The organism is Peribacillus saganii (genome assembly GCF_003429095.1).
Lineage (GTDB): Bacteria > Bacillota > Bacilli > Bacillales > DSM-1321 > Peribacillus > Peribacillus saganii.
Map to the genome: position 1 here is coordinate 38,100 of NZ_QVTE01000045.1, position 21,939 is coordinate 60,038.

20 protein-coding genes and 4 tRNA genes are annotated in these 21,939 nt (G+C 39.5%); 23 read left to right on the forward strand and 1 reads right to left on the reverse strand.

Annotation, left to right across the window (positions count from 1 at the left end):
* Positions 1-12: 12 nt before the first annotated feature.
* The 15 genes from D0469_RS15380 to rlmH all read left to right on the forward strand — a co-directional run bounded on the left by D0469_RS15380 (position 13) and on the right by rlmH (position 11,726).
* Complete coding sequence (locus D0469_RS15380) at positions 13-345, forward strand: hypothetical protein (RefSeq protein ID WP_117327611.1); 333 nt, start codon at positions 13-15, stop codon at positions 343-345.
* Positions 346-1,632, forward strand: coding sequence for a glutathionylspermidine synthase family protein (locus D0469_RS15385; protein WP_117327612.1), 1,287 nt, complete (start codon positions 346-348; stop codon positions 1,630-1,632).
* A 1-nt stretch (position 1,633) separates the two neighbouring features.
* Positions 1,634-2,050 carry a DUF350 domain-containing protein gene (locus D0469_RS15390; protein WP_233523083.1) on the forward strand — a complete coding sequence of 139 codons (417 nt, stop codon included), beginning with the start codon at positions 1,634-1,636 and terminating at the stop codon, positions 2,048-2,050.
* A 630-nt stretch (positions 2,051-2,680) separates the two neighbouring features.
* Positions 2,681-2,756, forward strand: a tRNA-Lys gene (locus tag D0469_RS15395).
* Between the two features lie 15 nt (positions 2,757-2,771).
* Positions 2,772-2,843: transfer RNA gene (locus tag D0469_RS15400), tRNA-Glu, on the forward strand.
* 142 nt (positions 2,844-2,985) lie between these two features.
* Positions 2,986-3,061, forward strand: a tRNA-Asp gene (locus D0469_RS15405).
* A gap of 377 nt (positions 3,062-3,438) precedes the next feature.
* Positions 3,439-3,511: transfer RNA gene (locus D0469_RS15410), tRNA-Phe, on the forward strand.
* 362 nt (positions 3,512-3,873) lie between these two features.
* Positions 3,874-4,584: a response regulator YycF gene (gene yycF, locus D0469_RS15415; protein WP_117327613.1), complete on the forward strand. Its 711-nt coding sequence runs from the start codon at positions 3,874-3,876 to the stop codon at positions 4,582-4,584.
* 5 nt (positions 4,585-4,589) lie between these two features.
* Positions 4,590-6,413 (forward strand): cell wall metabolism sensor histidine kinase WalK, encoded by a 1,824-nt coding sequence (gene walK, locus D0469_RS15420; RefSeq protein WP_117327614.1) that lies wholly within the window; start codon positions 4,590-4,592, stop codon positions 6,411-6,413.
* A complete protein-coding gene (locus tag D0469_RS15425) occupies positions 6,410-7,741 on the forward strand; it encodes a YycH family regulatory protein (RefSeq protein ID WP_117327615.1) in 1,332 nt (443 codons plus the stop codon). Before walK ends, D0469_RS15425 begins: the two co-directional genes overlap by 4 nt.
* Positions 7,742-8,530: a two-component system regulatory protein YycI gene (locus tag D0469_RS15430; protein WP_117327616.1), complete on the forward strand. Its 789-nt coding sequence runs from the start codon at positions 7,742-7,744 to the stop codon at positions 8,528-8,530.
* A complete protein-coding gene (locus D0469_RS15435) occupies positions 8,530-9,324 on the forward strand; it encodes an MBL fold metallo-hydrolase (protein ID WP_117327686.1) in 795 nt (264 codons plus the stop codon). Before D0469_RS15430 ends, D0469_RS15435 begins: the two co-directional genes overlap by 1 nt.
* 251 nt (positions 9,325-9,575) lie before the next feature.
* Entirely contained in the window at positions 9,576-10,775 is a 1,200-nt protein-coding gene (locus D0469_RS15440; RefSeq protein WP_117327617.1) for a S1C family serine protease, read from the forward strand.
* Between the two features lie 218 nt (positions 10,776-10,993).
* A complete protein-coding gene (locus D0469_RS15445; RefSeq protein WP_117327618.1) occupies positions 10,994-11,152 on the forward strand; it encodes a CxxH/CxxC protein in 159 nt (52 codons plus the stop codon).
* A gap of 94 nt (positions 11,153-11,246) precedes the next feature.
* Complete coding sequence (rlmH, locus tag D0469_RS15450; RefSeq protein ID WP_117327619.1) at positions 11,247-11,726, forward strand: 23S rRNA (pseudouridine(1915)-N(3))-methyltransferase RlmH; 480 nt, start codon at positions 11,247-11,249, stop codon at positions 11,724-11,726.
* 597 nt (positions 11,727-12,323) lie between these two features.
* Here the strand turns inward: rlmH and D0469_RS15455 are convergent.
* The gene (locus D0469_RS15455) at positions 12,324-13,709 is read right to left on the reverse strand and encodes a UDP-N-acetylmuramoyl-tripeptide--D-alanyl-D-alanine ligase (protein WP_117327620.1); all 1,386 of its coding nucleotides are present in this window, start codon (positions 13,707-13,709) and stop codon (positions 12,324-12,326) included.
* Positions 13,710-13,907: 198 nt separating this feature from the next.
* Here D0469_RS15455 and D0469_RS15460 point away from each other — a divergent pair, with 198 nt between their 5' ends.
* The 8 genes from D0469_RS15460 to D0469_RS15495 all read left to right on the forward strand — a co-directional run bounded on the left by D0469_RS15460 (position 13,908) and on the right by D0469_RS15495 (position 21,593).
* A complete protein-coding gene (locus tag D0469_RS15460; protein WP_117327621.1) occupies positions 13,908-16,523 on the forward strand; it encodes a putative amidoligase domain-containing protein in 2,616 nt (871 codons plus the stop codon).
* 141 nt (positions 16,524-16,664) lie between these two features.
* Positions 16,665-17,696 carry a YheC/YheD family protein gene (locus D0469_RS15465; protein ID WP_158553517.1) on the forward strand — a complete coding sequence of 344 codons (1,032 nt, stop codon included), beginning with the start codon at positions 16,665-16,667 and terminating at the stop codon, positions 17,694-17,696.
* Between the two features lie 437 nt (positions 17,697-18,133).
* Positions 18,134-18,868 carry a VCBS repeat-containing protein gene (locus D0469_RS15470; protein ID WP_117327623.1) on the forward strand — a complete coding sequence of 245 codons (735 nt, stop codon included), beginning with the start codon at positions 18,134-18,136 and terminating at the stop codon, positions 18,866-18,868.
* Between the two features lie 409 nt (positions 18,869-19,277).
* Positions 19,278-19,523, forward strand: coding sequence for a spore gernimation protein GerQ (locus tag D0469_RS15475; RefSeq protein WP_117327624.1), 246 nt, complete (start codon positions 19,278-19,280; stop codon positions 19,521-19,523).
* Between the two features lie 16 nt (positions 19,524-19,539).
* Complete coding sequence (locus D0469_RS15480; RefSeq protein ID WP_117327625.1) at positions 19,540-19,911, forward strand: spore coat protein; 372 nt, start codon at positions 19,540-19,542, stop codon at positions 19,909-19,911.
* A 15-nt stretch (positions 19,912-19,926) separates the two neighbouring features.
* Positions 19,927-21,063 (forward strand): zinc-dependent alcohol dehydrogenase, encoded by a 1,137-nt coding sequence (locus tag D0469_RS15485; protein WP_117327626.1) that lies wholly within the window; start codon positions 19,927-19,929, stop codon positions 21,061-21,063.
* Between the two features lie 19 nt (positions 21,064-21,082).
* Positions 21,083-21,277, forward strand: a complete 195-nt coding sequence (locus tag D0469_RS15490) for a hypothetical protein (protein ID WP_117327627.1) — start codon at positions 21,083-21,085, stop codon at positions 21,275-21,277.
* Positions 21,278-21,293: 16 nt separating this feature from the next.
* A complete protein-coding gene (locus tag D0469_RS15495; RefSeq protein ID WP_117327628.1) occupies positions 21,294-21,593 on the forward strand; it encodes a spore coat protein in 300 nt (99 codons plus the stop codon).
* Positions 21,594-21,939 lie beyond the last annotated feature (346 nt).

Here is a 21,939-nt window from a genome sequence, read left to right on the forward strand (position 1 = left end):
AGGTAAGAAAAATTGAAAAAAACGAAAAAAATGATGAGCGGTGTGGCCGCTACGCTTTTGGCTGTGTCGATGACTGGCTGCGGCAATGATGATGAAGCCCGTCCAGCGGAACCAACAGGCGAGGATTGCAACGACTGGGATTGGGATAAGGAATCGGAAAGCTATTATTGTGATGACAGGAGTTCCAGCCACTTTGGCATGTTCTGGTTTGCTGGCGGATGGTTTGCTTCACGGTCGGCCTTAATGAATTCAAGCAGCTATAAATCTTACAAAGGAACGGATAACTCAGGAAATAGCTATAAATCAGGAATTGGCAGCGGCTCAAGAGGCGGTTTTGGAGGCTAGATGGATACACATGTGAAAAAAAGGCAAGAGGTTTATAGGCATATTCCTGCATTCTGGCCTGATTTATACGGGATGGAATATGCCTTGCTTGATATTAAAACAGAATCAAAGCAGCGGATTTTGTCACTGAGAGAAGCTGCGCAAAAAGCAGGGGCTATTTTTAATAAGACGGCAGGATTGCTGCGCCAGCTTGAAGATGAGACACTATTGGAGCTTGGATACCCAAACGAAAGCTTACCTTTCCTTAAGCTTAAGAGTCTGCCGACAGAGAGTGTCATTGCCCGCCTGGATTTAGTCTGGACCGAATATGGGTGGAAAGTGCTCGAACTGAATGCTGATACGCCTACCTTCATAAAGGAAACGTTTTTTGTAAATGAGTTTATATGCCGTTATTTTCAAAAAATAAATCCGAACAAAGGGCTGCAGCATGAAATGGCGGAAGCGATCCAGAAAGCTATTTTTACTGCTTTGAATTCAAAGGGAGCTTCCGGTAATCCGGTCATTGTGTTTACCTCACATGAAGATCACGAGGAGGATCGCCTTACAGCTTTATTTCTGCTGGAATTGAGCGGGCTTAAAGCGAATTACATTCCGCTTAGTCTGCTGCGGGTTGTGGGTGAGGATGTAATAGTTAATGGAGAAATTACGGTGCCTAAGGGTTTATATACCCCGGAAGGCCACAAAATTGATCTGCTTTACCGTCAGACATACCCAATAGAGCATCTGGTTGAGGATGAAGATCCGGAAACGAAGGACAAAGTGGGACTGTTGCTGCTCCAGCTGGTGAAGGATGGCTGCTTGGCTATGATAAATCCCCTTTCTGCTTTTCTGCTGCAATCTAAGGCTATCATGGCGCTTATATGGGGGCTCCATGAAGAACGGAACACCTTTTTTACTGAAGAAGAGCATCATGAAATTGACTCTTTTTTTCTTCCTACTTATTTAGATAAGGATTATTTTTTGGAACAAGGTATTAAATTTGTCAAAAAGCCATCATTTGGACGAGAAGGCGATACAGTAGAAATCTATGATGAAAATGGCTGCATAAAACAGGAGGACGCCCATAAAACGTATTCAGGCTCACTTCCGGTATTTCAGCAGTTTGTTCCTCTTCCAATTCACAAAATAACCACAGTGGATGGACAAAAGAGTGCCCATATTATGTACGGCTGTTTTTTGATAAATGGAAAGGCAAGTGCGGTCGGTATTCGCGCAGGAGGCCAGATTACGGACAATGCGTCCTATTTCTTGCCTGTTGCCATTGATGACAATGAGGAGGATTTATAGTATGAAGGACATTTTTTCCATGGATGCATTTCTTAGCTTTTTAGCGCATACAGGAACTGGCTTTGCACTTATTATTTTAGGGCTGATAGCCTTTGCTCTCACCACACGGTTTTCAGAAAGAAAACTGATCACTGAAGGGAATCTTGCGGTCGCCCTTAAGCTTTGGGGAAAAGCAATCGGGCTTGCCATTATCATCTACACAGTGTGGTCAGGCAGCACAAGCTTGATGGACGCCTTTATTTGGGGGCTTATCGGAATCGTCGTGCAAGTAGTAGCCTACCTCATCATTGAATTTATACTGACGCCAAAGGTAAACTTAGCAAATGAAGTGGAAAAAGGAAACGTTGCGATAGGATTCAGCCTGTTTTCAGCAGCTATCGTAGTGGGCATTGTCGTAGCTGCCAGCTTGACATATTAAGAAGTAAACAGAAAGAGGGTGTAAGGCATGAAACGTTTCAGGGAAAAGCGAAAGAAGAAGAAACAATCGGGTACTTACACTTTTTGGGAAGGTGTACTGGATTCTTTTCTATTCATACCGGAGATGATTTTTTGGATGTTTCGAGGGGTCTGGCTGCTCATTCGGAGCATCATAAGAGTAATATTTGACTCAACACCTTAAAAGAGGAAGGCAAGCCGGGATTCTAGCTTGCCTTCCTCTTTTGGGAAAGTATCTATGAATATTGGCTAGCTATAGCGGTTTTACATTTTACTTACAATGAGGAGGAGCATAAAAGGAGTTAAGAGAAAATATTGAGATTTAAGTGAAAAACAAGCTTAAATATGCGAAACACTGGGTACAGGATGGTAGATTAGCTTAAAAAAGAAAAGAATAAAAAACTTTTAATAATTCTATTGCTTTTACTATTCTTTATATGGTAATATAAAAAACGTCGTCAAGAAACAATAAATTTTCTTACATAGATAGACATCAGCTCAGTAGGCAGAGATGAGCAAAGCTTTCATGAAAAAACTGCGAATTGCCGGAGTTTACATCAAAAAAAGAGGTAAACGGAGCGGCTAATAGCACACCGGAATAAATTACTATAAAGAGCCATTAGCTCAGTCGGTAGAGCATCTGACTTTTAATCAGAGGGTCGAAGGTTCGAGTCCTTCATGGCTCACCATTACTCTTTATTTATGGCCCCTTGGTCAAGCGGTTAAGACACCGCCCTTTCACGGCGGTAACACGGGTTCGAATCCCGTAGGGGTCATTAGAAAAGCAGAAGTGCCTCGTTCAGCCCTGGCAAGCATAAGACGAGCAGCTGTTAGGGGAACGGTTTTCTCCCCGTCAGCTGATTAGCTTATGACCTCGAAGGGCTAGGCACTGTAGCTGGACATAAACAATATTGAAACGGTCCCGTGGTGTAGCGGTTAACATGCCTGCCTGTCACGCAGGAGATCGCGGGTTCGATTCCCGTCGGGACCGCCATAAATTTATACATATACCATTATTTTATCGAAGATAAAAGGTTTGGGATAAGCGGGAGATTCGAGGAATTGAGTCTAAGGACCGAAGGCTAAGGTCGCAACATCCTGTTGCAACGCATTCATGACCTACATTGTGTAGGCCTCCGGAGCGTATTTTACATACGTGAGGATGTAAGTGAGGGAAGCTGACAAAGAAGGTCGAAGCTTAGCGTAATCCGAAAAATACATATGGCTCGGTAAGCTCAGTCGGTAGAGCAATGAGCAAAACATCTTGAATTATCTGCTTGTTGTACCCAACGAGCAGCTACTTGATTTACCTCCCCGAGTTGGGGACAAAGGACTAAGCCAATAAAGGTTAAGCCAAATTAAATTAAATATGGCTCGGTAGCTCAGTCGGTAGAGCAAAGGACTGAAAATCCTTGTGTCGGCGGTTCGATTCCGTCCCGAGCCATCCTTACAAAAAACATCTGTTTTCAGGTGTTTTTTTGTTTGCTTTTTATTCTCACTTTTGGCAGTTCAAAGTACTCATTTTCAAATATCTGCTATTTTAATAGTCGTGTAAAAAGGTGAATTAGTGTATATAAAATGTTAAAGTATAGTAGGGGCCTTGGTAATTCACTATATTACTTATTTAACTATTTTACCAATTATAGATGTCTAGCTTCAGCGCCCAGACCGACGCATAGGACGAGCCAGCCCTTAGCCGATGTTCCTCTGCCAGGGCGCTTGCGCTTTTAGAAGGTGTCTTAGCTTTTATTTCTATACATAAATAGAAATTTGCTGAAAAGTTGATATAAACAAAGGAGAACGGGTATGGAAAAGAAAATCCTTGTTGTTGATGATGAAAAACCGATTGCAGATATATTACAATTTAATTTAAAAAAAGAAGGCTTTGATGTGTATTGTGCCTATGATGGCAATGAGGCGGTTAAAATGGTAGATGAGGTTCAGCCTGATTTAATCCTGCTTGATATCATGCTGCCGATGCGCGATGGTATGGAAGTATGCCGGGAAGTCCGGAAGAAATATGAAATTCCAATTATCATGCTAACGGCAAAGGATTCAGAAATCGATAAGGTGCTGGGTCTTGAGCTGGGAGCGGATGATTATGTAACAAAGCCGTTCAGTACCAGGGAATTGATCGCCCGGGTTAAGTCGAATTTACGCCGCCAGCAGGCAATTGCAAGTCAGACTGTTGATGAAGATGAATCGAAAGAAATTGAAATCGGGTCTCTGGTCATCCATCCGGATGCTTATGTAGTATCAAAGCGCGGTGTAACAATTGAATTAACTCACCGGGAATTTGAACTGCTTCATTACTTAGCTAAGCATATTGGACAAGTAATGACCAGGGAACATTTATTGCAAACTGTCTGGGGATATGATTATTTTGGAGATGTCCGAACCGTTGACGTTACGGTTAGACGGCTTCGTGAAAAAATAGAAGACAATCCTAGTCATCCTGGCTGGATTGTAACAAGAAGAGGGGTAGGTTATTACCTTCGCAACCCTGAACAGGAGTAAGATGCATGAAAAAAGTAAGCTTTTTTCGTTCCATTCATTTAAAATTTGTCCTGATTTATGTTTTGCTGATACTAGTGGCCATGCAGATTATCGGTGTGTATTTTGTTCAGCAGCTAGAAGAACGCCTGCTTGAAAATTTCCGAAATTCTATAAAAGGGCAAATTAACTTGATTGTTTACAGCCTGGAAGAGGAAATGTCCAAGTCCAGGGATGTAGAGGGTGCGCCTACTGTTGAAGAGGATATTAAGCCTATTTTGTCGGATTTTTATGCTCCGGATGTTTCGGAAATCCGAGTCATTGATTCCACTAGCCGGATCATCGGCACATCGAACTCAGACCAGGGAATTGTCGGAAAGAGAACAACTGAAATTCTAATTAAACGGACGCTTGTCGTCGGTGAAGAAGATAGCCGGATGCTGGTGGATCCGCATAATGGCCGACGAATCTGGGTGCTTTCCACACCTATCGTTTCAAAAGGCGATGTAATCGGTGCTGTCTATATGATCGCTGAAATCGAAAACGTTTTTAAGGAAATGCGGGAGATCAATGGTATTTTCGCTACAGGAACGGGGATAGCCATGAGCATTACCGCTGTGCTAGGTATATTGCTTGCCCAGACGATTACAAGGCCTATGTCCGATATGAGGAAGCAAGCCCTGGCAATGTCCAAGGGGAATTTTTCGAGAAAAGTTAAGGTTTATGGAAATGATGAGATTGGTCAGCTTGCCGTAACGTTTAATAATTTAACCAGGAAGCTCCAGGAAGCCCACGCCACTACTGAAGGTGAACGGAGAAAGCTATCTTCCGTATTGAGCTACATGACGGATGGAGTAATTGCCACAGACCGGAGGGGACGCGTAATCCTTATAAATGAACCGGCTGCAAAATTACTGGATGTTTCACGTGAAACGGTTCTTAGTCAGCCAATCGTTTCCGTACTTGAACTGGATAATGACTATACTTTTGATGATTTACTTCAGCAGCAGGAATCACTGATTCTGGACTATAGTTCAGAAAAAGGGCCTTATATTTTGCGGGCGAATTTTTCGGTAATCCAGAAGGAAACTGGATTTGTAAACGGCTTGATTACCGTTCTGCATGATATTACCGAGCAGGAAAAGATCGACGAGGAGCGGCGGGAGTTTGTTGCGAACGTTTCCCATGAGCTTAGGACTCCGCTTACAACTATGCGAAGTTATCTTGAAGCGCTTGCCGATGGAGCCTGGAAAGATGAAAGCTTGGCTCCAAATTTCCTGAACGTTACTCAGAATGAAACAGAGCGGATGATCCGCCTTGTCAATGATTTGCTGCGACTTTCAAAGCTCGATAGCAAGGATTACCGATTAAGTAAGAATTGGATTAATTTAACCGAGTTTTTCAATCATATTATTGATCGATTTGAAATGACAAAGGCAGAGCACATCACGTTTGACCGTAATATTCCTAAGAGCCCCATTTATGTTGATATTGATGAAGATAAGATTACCCAAGTACTCTACAATATTATTTCTAATGCGATAAAATATTCTCCTGAAGGCGGACAAATAGCGTTCCGTGTTAAGGAAAATAATGAAATTGTTGAAATAAGCATTAGCGACCAAGGAGTAGGAATTCCAAAAAACAACCTGGATAAAATTTTTGAGCGTTTCTATCGCGTTGATAAGGCAAGGTCTAGGAATTTGGGCGGAACAGGCTTGGGTTTGGCAATTGCCAAGGAAATGGTGGAGGCCCATAACGGGAAAATTTGGGCTGAAAGTGAAGAAGGAAAGGGAACAACCATTTTTTTTACACTGCCATCGGAACAAGAACAAGAGGATGATTGGTCATGAGAATTGAAGGGGTAAAAAATATAATTCTGACCGTCTTAGTCGCAACAAGTATCCTGTTAACCTGGAATATCTGGACCTACCAGCCTGATTTAAAACAAGCTGAACAGAATGAATATATTCAAGAAATAAATATTAGAGCCAAACAGGATATAAAAAATATTATTCAGCCTTCTCAAATCCTTTATCATAAAGAAATGAAGCACTTTGTGTCGCTGGATGATAAAGAAATCAATCGTGTCATGGATGGGCTGTTTAAGTGGAAGCTTGTTGATTTCCAGGACATCTCCCATAAAATTGATCATAAAAACTTTACTGCTTTTGTCCATAAGAACGGAAATGCAGAAATAAAATTTCCTGACCCAGTGCCATTGCGGCTTTATAAAAATTTGCTGGACCTGGAGGAAAAAGAAGTACCTAATGGCAATTTTGACCGAATTGTTTTTAATGCGGCAAATATTAAGGGCGAACAGTCCAGTCTTTATTTTATTTCTTATCATTCCCGGAGGATCTATGAAAGTAAGGTGAATTCATCAAACCTTTCAAACTTCCAAAAGTATTTTTTTAATAATGCCAAGCGGTTTCCAGAATACGAAGGATATGAAATAACTCCGCTCAGGACAGTTTTTCTCCCGAAGGAAAATGCAAATCTGAGTACTTATCAATACATTCCTGAAATGCTTGACACAAATAAGTTTAAAGATGCTCTGTTTAGTGATCCTAGCCGGGTAAAAAGAGAAGTTGTTTCGCGTGGACAGCAGTTTACTGACGGTTCAAGCTTAATGAATGTGTATGATGAATATGTAATGATTGATTATGTCAATCTGGAAAGAAGGAATCCTGTCTCGATAAATTCAGATGAATTGCTTCAGCGCAGCATCAATTTTATTAATGACCATGCAGGCTGGGATGACAATTTTAAATTTGCGGGATTAAGTGAAGCAGAGCAAAGGGTTAGCTACCGGTTATTTATGCAGGGTTATCCTGTTTTTAACGAAATGGGCATGGCTGAAATTGTCCAGGTATGGGGCAGTAATCGGATTTATCGGTATACAAGGCCATTTTTCTCCATAGATAGCCCGCTGCCATCCGGTACATCTGAAGTAACAGACCTGCCGTCTGCAAAAATCGCAATCAGAAAATTAGATGAAATGAATTTGGAAATGGATGCCTTTGAGGATATTACAATCGGCTATAAGCTTTCAAGAGACTCAAGGGAATCGAGACTTATACTGCTTGAGCCAGCCTGGTACTACCGCTATGGCGGTAACTGGGGGCCGATACCTTTTAATTCACCCTCCGGGAAAAAACGGTTGGGAGGGCAAGAGTAAATGGAATGGAGTAAAACTAAATCAATCTTTATAATTGTATTTCTTGTCCTTAATATTTTTCTATTGTTTCAGTACATGGAAAAAAGAAACTCCAATAAATACGAATATATTCCTGAAACATCTCTTGAAGAAGACCTCACGGAAAATGACATTACTTATGGAAAGCTGCCTGACAATGTAAAAGAGGAAAAGTATGTAACAGCAAAAAGTAAAACCTTTACAAAAGATGATGTGCAAAAATTAAAGGGTCAGGGAGCAGCCATTACGGGAGAGACTTTATTAGTTTCAATCCTGGAAAAACCTTTTAAAATTGATGAGGACTTTAAAAGTGAACAGCTCGATAAATACATTAAGGATACGGTTTTATTTGGTGAAGATTATCGGTTCTGGGCATTCGATGAGGAACAAAACACAATTATTTATTATCAAGAGTATCAAAAGAAAATGTTTTATAACAACGCCAACGCGGAGCTAAGGCTCCATGTAAATTCAAACAGGGAAATAGAGTCATATGAACAGACCTATCTTGAGAATATAGAAACCTTTAATGATCCAGTGGAAATCCTTCCACCCCTTCAGGCCATTGAAATATTGTTTACAAATGATGATTTAAAAGCAAAAAGCGATATCACCAAGGTAGAGCTTGGTTATTACACATATGTCCAAACAGCCTCACATGTTCTCGCACCTACATGGCGCATTGTGGTGGATAATAAAAAAAATCTGTTTGTTAATGCCTTTGAAGGCCAAATCATTGAAATGAGTCCGGAAGAAAAAAAATTGGAGTGATAAACATGCATTTTAGTGTTCTCGCTAGCGGGAGTACGGGAAATGCCTTTTATGTTGAAACGGAAGACCAGGCAATTCTAATTGATGCTGGTCTAAGCGGAAAGCAAATGGAAGCCTTATTCAAAGGCATCAACCGTGATATTTCCAAGCTATCAGGCATCCTTGTCACACATGAACACAGCGACCATATTAAAGGATTGGGCGTTCTTGCACGAAAATATAAACTGCCTATTTACGCGAATGAAAAAACATGGAAAGCAATGGAGCATCTTATTGGCGAGGTGCCTCTAGAGCAGAAGTTCGTGTTTGGCATGGAAACGGTCCAATCTTTTGGCAATTTGGATATAGAATCTTTTGGAGTATCCCACGATGCTGCAGAACCGATGTTTTATGTGTTCCACCATAATGGTAAAAAACTTGTCCAGATCACGGATACAGGCTATGTCAGCGATCGGATGAAAGCCATCATTAAGAACGCGGATGCCTATATTTTTGAGAGTAACCATGATGTTTCCATGCTAAGAATGGGTCGCTATCCATGGAATGTGAAGCGTCGCATCCTCAGTGATGTGGGACATGTTTCCAATGAAGATGCGGCGATCGCCATGAGTGAAGTGGCAGGCGATAACACGAAACGGATTTATCTTGCTCATTTAAGCGCCGACAATAACATGAAGGATCTTGCCAAAATGTCTGTTACCCAAACGCTGCAGACGAAAGGTATTATCGTGGGAGAGCAATTCTCCCTGTATGATACGGATCCAAAAACACCAACCCAGCTGGTTTCAATTTAAAAATGAACGGGAATGAAGTCATAGAGACTCTCATTCCTTTTTTTTATGCAATCCTTTATGGACAATTTTAAAAACCCTCATTTACTGGCTAATACAGCTATAAAATGGTTATCCTGATAGGATAAAATACCTTCCAGGCATGCCAATTTTGAGTACATATTTTTCGAAATTTGGAAAGTCCTGAGTATAATTAGAGTAGAGAACAAACAATAATTTGTGCAATTATTTTAGAGAGAGAGGATTGAATAGGCTTGGGCTATTACGATCAGGATTATCCTTCACAAAACAGGCGTCAAAAAGGAAATAGAGGCGGATATTTTCTTGCAGCTCTCACAGGAGTTATTATTGGAGCATTACTTGTAATGGTTGCCTTCCCAAGGTTGGGCTTTGGGAATAATGGCTTAAAAGGCGGTGTTACGGAAGAGCAGAATGAAGGAAATACAGAACGTGTTCAACAGAATGTAGAGCTGGATGTGACAAGTGCTGTAACTGAGGCCGCGGACAAAGCCGGTGATGCGGTTGTAGGCATAACGAATATCCAGCAGGGAAACTTCTGGCAGCAGGGTGGAGAAGCAGGAACTGGTTCAGGTGTATTATATGAAAAGGTAAATGGAAAAGCTTATATTGCAACAAATCACCACGTCGTTGAAGGAGCCAATGAGCTGGAGGTTACGCTGCCTGATGGCAAAAAACTTCCTGCGACTTTAAAAGGCAGTGATGTTTGGACAGATCTGGCTGTAATTGAAGTGGATGCTAAAGAAATCGGTACTGTTGCCGAATTCGGAAAATCAGCAGCATTAAAGCCAGGTGAGCCCGTGATTGCTATTGGTAATCCACTGGGACTTCAATTTTCTGGTTCCGTTACTCAGGGAATTATCTCTGGGGTGGAGAGGACAATTGAAATTGATATTGATCAGGATGGCATAGTGGACTGGAACGCAGAGGTTATTCAAACAGATGCCGCCATCAATCCAGGAAACAGCGGTGGTGCTCTAGTAAACCTTAGAGGTCAAGTAATCGGTATCAATTCAATGAAAATTGCACAGAGTGCGGTTGAGGGAATTGGGCTGTCCATTCCGATTGACACAGCCATTCCGATAATAGAAGATTTGGAAAAGTACGGGGAAGTAAAACGACCATATATGGGAGTGGAACTTGCAGGTGTAGAAGAAATCTCGCAATACCATCAGAGGAATACCCTTAAACTTCCAGCAAAAATTACTTCAGGAGTAGCCATCACATCAGTTAGACCAAATTCCCCAGCGGCTAGAGCTGGATTAAAGGAATTTGATGTTATAGTTGAAATGGATGGCGAGGAAATAACAGATATCGTAGGATTGCGAAGGCATTTATATAACAGGAAGGATATCGGCGATGAGCTGAAGATTAAATATTATCGAGGCGGTAAGGTCGATGAGGTTACAATGACATTGACCGGGGAAACCTTCTAAGTAAATTTGAAAACAGCAGGAACGTGATGAAGATATCACTTTCCTGCTGTTTTATTTTTGCAGAAAGGGTAAAATGTAAAATGGCCGAATATAAGACCAGCATGCGTTTCTTTTCTTGTGGATAAGAGTAAAAAAACCTAAAAATACAGAAACTGTGGATAAGATGAAGTTATGGAAGAAAACGTTGTATTTTGTCGAAAGTAAGGAGGAATAGAGAAATGATTTACTGCTGCAAGGAACATGTCGAATTAGCCTTGGATGTAGTCGTGGACGAGCATGAGATGGCTCCGGTTTTGACAGAAATACCAGAGGAAAAACAGTTATCAACACCCTGTGAATATTGTCGAAACACGGCGATATATATGGTAGGGAACTAATATTCGCATACTATATGTGGATAGAAAATGTGGATATGTGGATAAGTGTTGTTGATAACTTGTTTGTAAATTGTTTGTAAAGTGAGGATAAGTTGTGAATATCACAATTGTAACGGTTGGCAAGCTTAAAGAAAAATATCTGAAACAAGGAATAGATGAGTACCTAAAACGTCTTTCAGGTTATGCTAGAGTGGAAATCATTGAAGTAGCCGATGAAAAAGCACCTGACACTTTAGGTGAAGTAGAAATGCTCCAGATTAAAGATAAAGAAGGAGAGCGGATCCTAAGCAAAATAAGCCCCGATGCGCATGTTATCGCATTAGCGATAGAAGGCAAGCTAAAAACTTCAGAGGAACTTGCCGAAGGATTAGATCGCCTTGCAACTTATGGAAAAAGCAAAGTGGCCTTTGTAATTGGGGGATCACTGGGATTGAGCAAGGAAGTCATGATACGGGCGAACGAGACATTGTCCTTTTCAAAAATGACTTTTCCACACCAGTTGATGAGGCTAATTTTGGTTGAGCAAGTGTATCGGGCGTTTAGGATCAATAGGGGAGAACCGTATCATAAGTAAATGCGATTTTTCGATGAAATAATGAAGCACCAGTCCTGTTTAGGCTTGGTGCTACTTTTGATTAAGGTTTCTTTGCGGTATTGCGTAACATCTATCTGTCATAAGACATTCCCTGGCTTTTGAATCTGAATTTATCCCGGAATCAGTTTCAGTTGCTGTACCTCGTGTTGCCTTAGCTGGTGATTTCCAATTTGAGTTTGTATTTCGTTATGATTATGTTCGTCTGCATGAGGCAATTGAACCAGGTGAGCGTCATTGATGACAGTAATGGGCCTCGTCTATCTTCATGTTCCAGGAAGTGGCAGTGCCAGATATAATTACCCTTAAAGTCTTTCCAGTGCATGATGACTGAAGTTACATAACCGACATCTGAAGTAGCTGAAATTTATAACGAAAAAGTAGGTATGATCAATACCTCATTTTAGGATATCACGGTGAATCCGTACAATAAATAGATGCATTTTTTTCACTATTTTTCTTAAATCAAAATAAGTACATAAAGTATTTTAGGTAATAGATTTAAGTTGAAATCCAATAAGGTGGGAGTACGTGACTTCCCACCTTCCATTCTTTTGTCTGCCAATACTCAAAGTAATTCTAATTTTTGTTAGATCGCAAACCTTGCGCAAAATTGGAAAAATGCGGATTATATAGTGAGCCTTTAATCAGTAAAATGGTATTTTGATCCAGTAATTCTTCAAGCATTTCACGAACTCCTTCAAATGAGTCGTCATACATGTAAACCTTACCACCAAAATTTAATCTTATTGCCTCTTTTCCAATCTCTCGAGCTTTTTCGCCAATAGTTATTAAAACATCAAGTTTTGTTTCTATTATCAATTCAGCTACTTGGCGATGAACCTCATCAGCAAATTCTCCAAGGGCCATCATATCTCCAAGTAGGGCAACATTCTTTTTCCCTTTACCAATGGAATGAAGAACCTGAAGGGCTGAGTTTAACGAAGTAGGGTTTGTATTCCAAGTATCGTCCAAAATTGTACAATCGTTCAGACCACTCATTAATTCCAAATGTCTTGTGAAATTCTTAAATGTGGACAACCGTTTGATGCTTGTCTCAACCCCTACTCCCAGTTCATAACAAGCACTAATCGCTCCCAGTGCATTATAGACTTGGTGATCCCCATAACCAGGGACAAATGCATGATACTGCCGGCCCTGGTGATTTAAAACAAAGGTCATTCCCATTTCTGCATAATGAATCTCAGTCGCCTGAAAAGGAGATGAGGAAGAGACACTATAGTAGACTACACGTCCTTTAAATTCATCTAATGCGATCTTTTTAATATTTTCATCATCACCATTTAGTATAAGTGTTCCATTTTTTCGCAGTCCTTTAACAAGTTCAGCTTTTGCCTGAATATATCCCTCGAGAGACCCACATGTATCAAGATGGTCAATGCCAATATTGGTGAAGACCCCTATAGTCGGTTCCAAGTATCTGCAATGGCGCGTAAGGTGGCCGGGGTGTGTTATGGCCGTTTCAAATACCGCAGCTTGTGTACTTTCATCAATGTTTTGAAGATATCCAAATGACCAGACAGGAAGATTCCAATTTCCATCGGTTGCTTGTACGATTCGATCAACCCTTAAAATATGTTTAATCATTTCTTTTATTGTAGTTTTCCCACATGTACCCGTAACAGCTATTACTGGAATATCAAACAGACTGCGATAATATTGGACAAATTTCCAGTAGCTTTCCATAACATGGTTTACCTTAATAAATGTAATCCCCTCAATGGGTACTATTTGATCAGCGGGCAAATCAGTAACGACAGCACAGGGCTGAAAATTCTTCAGATTATGCCAATTTATGTTTCTTTCTGAAAAAATAAGCGTATGGGACCACTTTAACCTATGAAGTCCGTATAAGATAGCATGGCTAACCTGCCAATTAACTGGGCCTTCAATAAATTCCCCATGAACTATTTGATTGATCTCATTGATTGTGAGTGGTTTCAATGTAAAGATCCCCCTATATTTACGAATTACAATACTTTATGCTCATTGGGAAATCCGGTTTGGACATTAACAATATGAAATCGCCTTTAGGGCCTTAAGAAACAAAGTTTTCCTCAATTAAAGAAAATCACTTTTGGTAACCAAAGGCATAGGATATCTAGGAGAAAGTTACCAACTTCTAATTTTTAAGGTGATAAAATGAATCCATTAGAATTAGTTTTAGATAAAGAACTTACTCTTCAGATATTAGAATTGAATAATATTCCGGCAATTCGTGTGATTGAAATTAACAGCATTGCTTTAAGATTTCCTATTGTTGGGCGCTTCCATGGCCATCATGGGGGAACCGACCTGCAAGTCATACAAAATCTTGATCAGGCAAAAGAAGGAGGCTTTGATTATTTCACCCACTTATACAGCATTGAAAGGGAGTACAGGGTGGAAGTGAATGAACTAGAAATAACTAAAGTGGAAGAAGGGATCCCAAACGAGCTTGCCTTGCAAGAAATTCCGGTTCGAACAGAACAATTTGGCTGGAAGTGGCGGCACTCTTCCCTCCCAAGTGAATGGGAGGAACTGGTTGTCCGTGCACTGTATGTGACAGGAAGATCAACCGGCAGTGTAAAAATTGGAAAAACAATGAAGGGATCCCCACTAATAATTGATATCAATATATCAGGTACCACTCCTGTACAACAGGTATTTCAGGGTATTGGTGAAGATTTTAAGATTGGCCTGGATGTAGAATTCATGCTGTGCCATGAAGGGAATCTTGTGCCAGCTTCAGACTTTTTCCAAGTTGATGGTGATGTAGGCTGTGATAGCCGCCAATTGGAGGGGGACAGTAATGAATATCCTCTAGCTGAATTACGGGTAGCACCATCAGAAAATCCATTGGAAGTTTTTGAGAATTTAAAAGAATGTCTTGCTCAGGCATCAAATCGGGTCCCTTATCTGAATATCCAATTTCGGTCTGGAAGTATGCCATTTTCAGGGTATCAATGTGGGGGGCATATTCATTTCAGTATACCCTTGTCGGTTCCTCTTTTAAGAGCTTTGGACCATTATCTAGCCATCCCTATATTTCTGATTGATGATACACGTACTTTTAAAAGAAGAGCTAGAACAAAGCACGGAGGTCTTGGAAGATATCGGTTAAAACCCTATGGATTTGAATTTTTGGCGTTAGGTTCTTGGATTGTTGAACCTGCAATCACCAATGCTGTTCTTTATCTAGCTAAAGTAGTGGGCAGTCATTATCCCGAATTATCCAGTCATCAATTGTTTGATCCATACTTTCAAAGAGCCTACTATCGTGGAAATAAATACTATTTGCGATATTTATGGGGCCAATTACTGACTCCTCTTATGCGGACTGCTGGATTTCAGCGCTATCAAGGTGAGATCCAGCCACTGCTTGACTACATTGATCAAGAAATACAATGGGCAGTACATGATGATATTCGTAAAAATTGGGGAATTCCAGTGGCAGCAACTCAATATAGACAAGGATCTGTTCTAAAAATAACAAAAGAACTGCGAAAAAAGCATCAACTTAACGAGGGTGATGAAGTGATGCTCCAAGCTGGAAAATTAATCGTTCCTGCTTCCGTTCGGGCCCATCCTTTTGCATTTCGCAAGCAGGACCCAATCCTTCTTTCAGAGGAACTTAGAAGGCAGCTTAGATTGCCGATGGACTTTACTCCACATCTGATGAAACAATCAAATACTCTTTCACTTGGACCAGTGATTGGCATATTGGCAAAGCGGCCCTTCGGCAGACATGAGGAAGCCTATTTTCATTTATTGATAAGAAGAGGAAGGGAAAAAAATTATCTTGTTTATATCTTTGAACCTGATGATATCGACTGGAAACAGCAACTAATTCGCGGCACTTACTTTATTGGGGGCGAATCCAAAACAGAATATTTACCTTTTCCTCATGTGGTTTATGATCGCTATTTTTCCTCTTCTGACGAAGCGCATCGTATTAACCAGGTTTATGAAGAATTAATGTCTAACTCCATTAAATTTGTAAACCCGCCAGCCTTATTTAACTTGACAGTTGATAATTGGAAATACCACCAATTCCTTTCTGAACACTTGTTGGAATATCTTCCTGAAAGCAAATTCGTGGACGACATAGCCGTTGTAAAGGAAATGATCGACAAGTTTGGAGATATCATAGTTAAATCTGTGACTGGAGTAACTGATAAGGATTTCATCCGTTTGATTCAAACACCTAAAGGTATTCGCTGGATAGATGAATATAAACGAGAGGAAAAGATAGTCTCTCTACCGGAACTTCAGAATGATATACATGGGTTAATGATAAAAAAGGACCATATCATTCAAGAAACGATTCAACAAAAGCAATACGAGGGGTCACATTTTAAAATTAGAGTAACTTTTCAAAAAAACAGTAAACAGGTTTGGTTTTATACAGGAATGGTAGCAATGTTATCCAAAGGAATTATTACTGGAAGTAGTGAAGTAATTCGCTCTAGTATAGTTCTTAATAATCTGTATCTTGATGAGGAAAAGCGTTACCAGATTAAACAAACCATTATAATGATTGGAAAACAAATTGCGTTGTGTTTGGAGGATAAGGTTGGGAAAATTGGGGAATTTGCATTTGATATTATGATTGATAGGTTTGACCAAATCAAGATTATTGATATCAATTCAAAAGCTGATAACCTGTTCTCTTTAACTAGGGCCTATCGATTACGAAATATGGCAGCATATCGTTTATTAAACTATGCAACTGTACTTGCTGGATTTGATCCCCAAATCAATTCTTCACAAAAATAAAGTCGAACTTGAATACTGTTTTGATTGTTTTTTTATTTAATTCCTTTTTACCAATGCCATGTTTATGGTGTGTTGTTTAATCCTTATCTAGTAGTTTGCATTTTGTATATAGTTTACTAAACATAATTGGGGATGATGACTATGCAAATTCTGGGGGTAATTATTAAAGGTTTTTACTCCGGTTCAAGCAAACCCCGCTTGCATCGGAATTATCAATTGCTAGCAGAAATCGGAGAAGAAAGAGTAGTCTTCTTTCATCTTGAAGAAGTCGACTATGAGGAAAAGACAGTTCCTGGTTATATATATTCCCGTAAATATGGTTGGCATGTGCAAAAGTGCCCTTTGCCAAGAGTTGCAATAAGTGGTGTATTGAACAGAGATGAAGAATACTATAAAAATTTACGCAAACTCAGGAAAATAGTGACAGTAGTCAATCCAGTTATTTTAAATAAATGGGGAATCTGGAAATTATTCCTCAGATGGAAACCCCTTCTGCCCTATCTTATTGATACTACACCACTTACCGATTTATCACTTATTCCTGAATGGTTAAAAAACTGTCAGACTGTATTTTTGAAGCCCGTGAGAGGATCGCAAGGAAAGGGTATGTATCGAGTAAGGTCAACATCTAATAGTCTTTTTATTGTAGATGGTGATATACAAGAAACCTCTATGGACCAGACAGAGTTATTTTTATTTTTAACGGAGAATATGAAGAAAGATGACTACATCCTGCAAAAGGGAATCTCGCTTTTTGAAGTCAATGGAAGAAAGTTGGATATCCGAGTTTATCTCCAACGTGATGGAAACAAGAATTGGCAGGCGATTTCAACAGTTCCCAAATTTGGTAAAAATGGGGGAGTTTTCACTCATATTGCACGGGGCGCTGAGGTTATGACAATGAATTGGCTAAATCATTTTGGAAAAAACCTTGAAATTCAAATTCCTCCAACATCACTTATTGAGGAGGTGGCTATCCACTCTGCAGAGGCGATAACTCCGAGTTTTCCGGACCTTGCTTTCTTGGGAATCGATATAGCCCTTGACTCGGAAGGGAAATTATGGGTATTAGATTTAAATCCTATTCCAACCCGAAAAACGTTAAATAAGGAACAGAAACGTATTAAGTACAAACTTCTGTTGGACTTTGCTAAAACCTATTATATAGATTAGGTGTTAGAAGAAATTAGATTATTGTTTCAATGAAAGCCCCAGCTTTATATATGATTATAAAAATATAAACTAAACAAGTAAACATTAAAACTGCCGGTTCAAATAGTGCGGTGAACCCGTACCATAAATAAGTGCGATTTTTCGAAGAAGTTATGAAGCACCAGATCTGTATAGGGTTGGTGCTACTTTTGGTTAGTTATAAGCTCGCCATTTATTTGAAGTATTTTCGAAGTAAAAGGCGAAAAAAAGCGTATTTTACTCGTACAGACTCTTTTAGAGCGAACACGGCATAATCTGTAGGGACGGGAAGACCTTAGAGCTCCACAAGGGGGAAGAGAACACCAGACGCAGCATACTTAATCAATGCAAGTAAATAAGCAGGCAGCATCTATTTGGGAGTTGAATGTCAAAATAGTCATCATGAAAAGGAGTATATTATGTATAATTATTATTCTAGGACTATTATGAATCAACCCAGTATTGTTTCGTTTGCACGAGGTGATGTAACTGGGGATAAAGTAATTGATAATGTTTATTTAACCGGCATAATGACTCCAGCTAGTCCATTTATACAAAATATTACCCTGCTCGTTCAAGATGGAAGAACTGGCGAGATTAAAAGTGTTCCACTTCGTGAAAATGCAGGCTATAATCCTGCTTTATTCTTGGGGGATTTTACCGGGAATGGAGTAGCTGATATTTTAATAAGTATTGCTACTGGTGGTAGTGGTGGAATCATGTACCATTATATTTATTCCTTTTTGGAAAATACAGCACAGTTGATATTTGATTTTAATCCATATAATGACAAGTACCAATATAAGGTTACTTACCATGACAATTTCAAAGTTGAAGTTGTCAGCAAAATCAATAATAAAAAGTACATCATAGACATATCAACAAAAGATGCTCAGTATTTAAATGAAATATATGATGAAAACGGCAAATTGAAAAGTCCTATTACTGGTTTTGTTAATCCTTTAAGCGGCCTATATCCTGTAGACTTTGATTTAAATAAGGTTTATGAGCTATTGGCATATCAAAAAATTGCAGGAAGATATAATGCAGATTCTTTAGGGTATATTTTGAATACTTTAGGATGGTTGGATAATCGATTTGTTTTGCAAAATCAGAATGTAGCTATTTTCGGATATGAGGATAACGAGGCATAAATTCGGAGAGATAGAGTTATTATATAGTAATTATACAAATTAAAATAAAAACCTCACTTATATATAACACGGTGAACCGTATCATAAGTAATAAATTTTAGCTTAGAAGTCACGTGCTGAGAAAATTTTTTATGTAGAGCCTGATAGCATGTTCGGTAATGCGCTTTTTCATCTAAAACAGCAAAGAAAATGCAGAAAAAGAATTTAACTTGAGTGCATGGAAAAAGACGATTGGGATTTAAAATCGTCTTTTTATTATGTTTAAGTGCAATTTTGGACTTACAAGATGCACCCTTTCACGTTTTTACCTAACCTCAATTATCTTTAATATGGTGAACACAGTGAATGACACTTCTGTTTTTCGGCATACTACCAATGTAGAAATTCAATACATGGAGGGTGAATAAGAATGGATAATCAAAAATTAGCTGCCCATGAATCTTTAGACTTGCATGAAGTCATTAATTTTAAAACACTTTGTGTAGCGAAGTCTAAATTAATGCAAGGGTTAGTTTTTGATAACGATCTTAGAGCATTAATGCAAAAAGATGTTGATCAATCGATAAAAGCGCTTGGAGAGTTACAAAAAATTTATGAACGAGCACCTTTTGAAGCTCCTGTTCCTGAAAGTCGCCCAACACCAATAGTAAATTGAAAGGAAGGAAAAGACATTGAACAATGACCATTTAGATCCAATAAACTCGTTAAATGTACCGGAGCTAGCAGATACCACCTTTGCCATGGATTTTCTCCTTCGTGCAAAAGAGGGGGTTCGAAATATTGCTGTGGCATTAACGGAGTCCGCATCGCCTGATGTGAGGGCCCTTTTGCGGAACCAGCTGCTGCAGGGGATTGCCATGCATCAAGAAATTACAGAACTTATGGTTAGTAAAAAATGGTTCCATCCATATGAACTAAGTGAACAGTATCAACTAGATCAGCTCTCTGCGAAGAATACGATCATGATTGGCAACATGAATTTATTCCCCGCTGACATGAACCGAAAAGGGATCTTTGATCGGACACCTGATGAACATAAATAAAGGAGGCTTCATTGCATGAAGGCGGTAACGTATCAAGGTATTAAAAATGTTGAGGTTAAGGAAGTTGAAGATCCAAAGATTCAAAAGCCTGATGATATGATTATTAGAGTAACCAGTACCGCTATCTGTGGATCCGATTTACATTTGATACATGGTATGATTCCTAATTTGCAGGAAAACTATGTTATTGGTCATGAACCAATGGGCATTGTAGAAGAGGTTGGACCAGATGTTACTAAGGTAAAAAAGGGAGATCGGGTCATTATTCCATTTAATATTGCATGCGGTGAATGCTTTTTCTGTAAAAACCATTTGGAGAGCCAATGTGATAATTCTAATGATAATGGCGATATGGGAGCTTATTTCGGATATTCAGGTACGACTGGTGGTTACCCAGGCGGGCAAGCAGAATATTTGAGAGTGCCTTTTGCCAATTTCACTCATTTCAAAATTCCAGAGACCTGTGAAGAACCGGATGAAAAGCTAACTGTTATTGCTGATGCAATGACTACCGCATTTTGGACTGTTGACAATGCGGGGGTAAAGGATGGAGATACAGTTATTGTCCTTGGCTGCGGTCCAGTCGGGCTTTTCGCGCAAAAATTCTGCTGGTTAAAAGGGGCAAAGCGTGTTATTGCGGTAGATTATATTGACTATCGTTTGCAGCACGCCAAACGCACGAATAACGTAGAAATTGTTAATTTTGAAAAATTTGAACATCCAGGAGAGCATCTGAAAGAAATGACAAAGGGCGGTGCTGATGTTGTCATTGACGCGGTTGGCATGGATGGTAAAATGACGGATTTAGAGTTCCTTGCGAGCGGATTAAAACTTCACAGCGGAGCATTTGGTCCATTTATCATGGCTACACAGGCCGTTCGAAAAGGTGGAACCATCCAAGTTACAGGCGTTTATGGCGGAAAATATAATGGGTTCCCAATGGGTGACATTATGAATCGTAATGTTACCATCCGCACTGGACAAGCCCCTGTTATTCACTATATGCCTTATATGTTTGAATTAGTTTCAACAGGTAAAATTGATCCAGGGGATGTGGTAAGTCATGTACTTCCACTTAGTGAAGCCAAGCGTGGCTATGAAATCTTTGATACAAGAACGGATAATTGTATCAAAGTCGTATTGAAACCATAAGAAAAGGAGGTTTTAACATATGAATTACGCCTTACATGAAGTTCTTGAGGTCCATGAAATGGCTGCATTTAAAACCACTTGTTTGACTAAGTCCAAAACTATGAAAGCTCTAGTTTCGGATCAGAAGTTAAAAGATATTATGCAGCAGGACATTGATGTATCTACTAGACAGTTACAGGAATTTACTTCTATATTATCCAATGCAAGGCATTAATTAGGAGATGAATAACATGAATCCGATAATTCAAAACATAACTGGCATGAATGCACTATCTGATCAAGTAGTTGCCATGGATTTGTTGATTTCAGCTAAAAGTGGAGTCAGAAATTATGCAATGGCAGTTACAGAATCAGGAACGCCTGAAGTTAAAGAGATTCTAACACGTCACTTGGTAGAAGCTCTTGATATGCATGAACAAATTTCTAGTTATATGGTAGAAAAGGGATGGTACCATGCTTGGGACACGAATGAACAGATCAATTTAGATTTAAATAATATTAATACAGCATTGAACTTACCTTCTCTATAAAAAAATGTTAGGACTTTACTACTTAAATAAAAATGGACACATATATGGTAAAAAGCTGGATGAGTTAAAGACGATACTTTAAGGATCATGTCATTGTGATCATAGATAGCAGTCTACCCCACAACTTTGAATGATGTCATCCAGCAGGGAAAAAGGGGCGGGAAACGCCCCTTTTTTCAATCCTTGTCCAGCAAAGGGCGATTTTGCAAGCTATAAAGCCAAGTCTAAAAAGTGTTTCAATTCAAATATAAAGAAACATAAATAATTATTCATTATTTAAGGACTTGATGGTCACGGCCTCTTTACGCGGTAAGGGTCGCAGAAGTTTTGTTGCCTGTTGACCCAC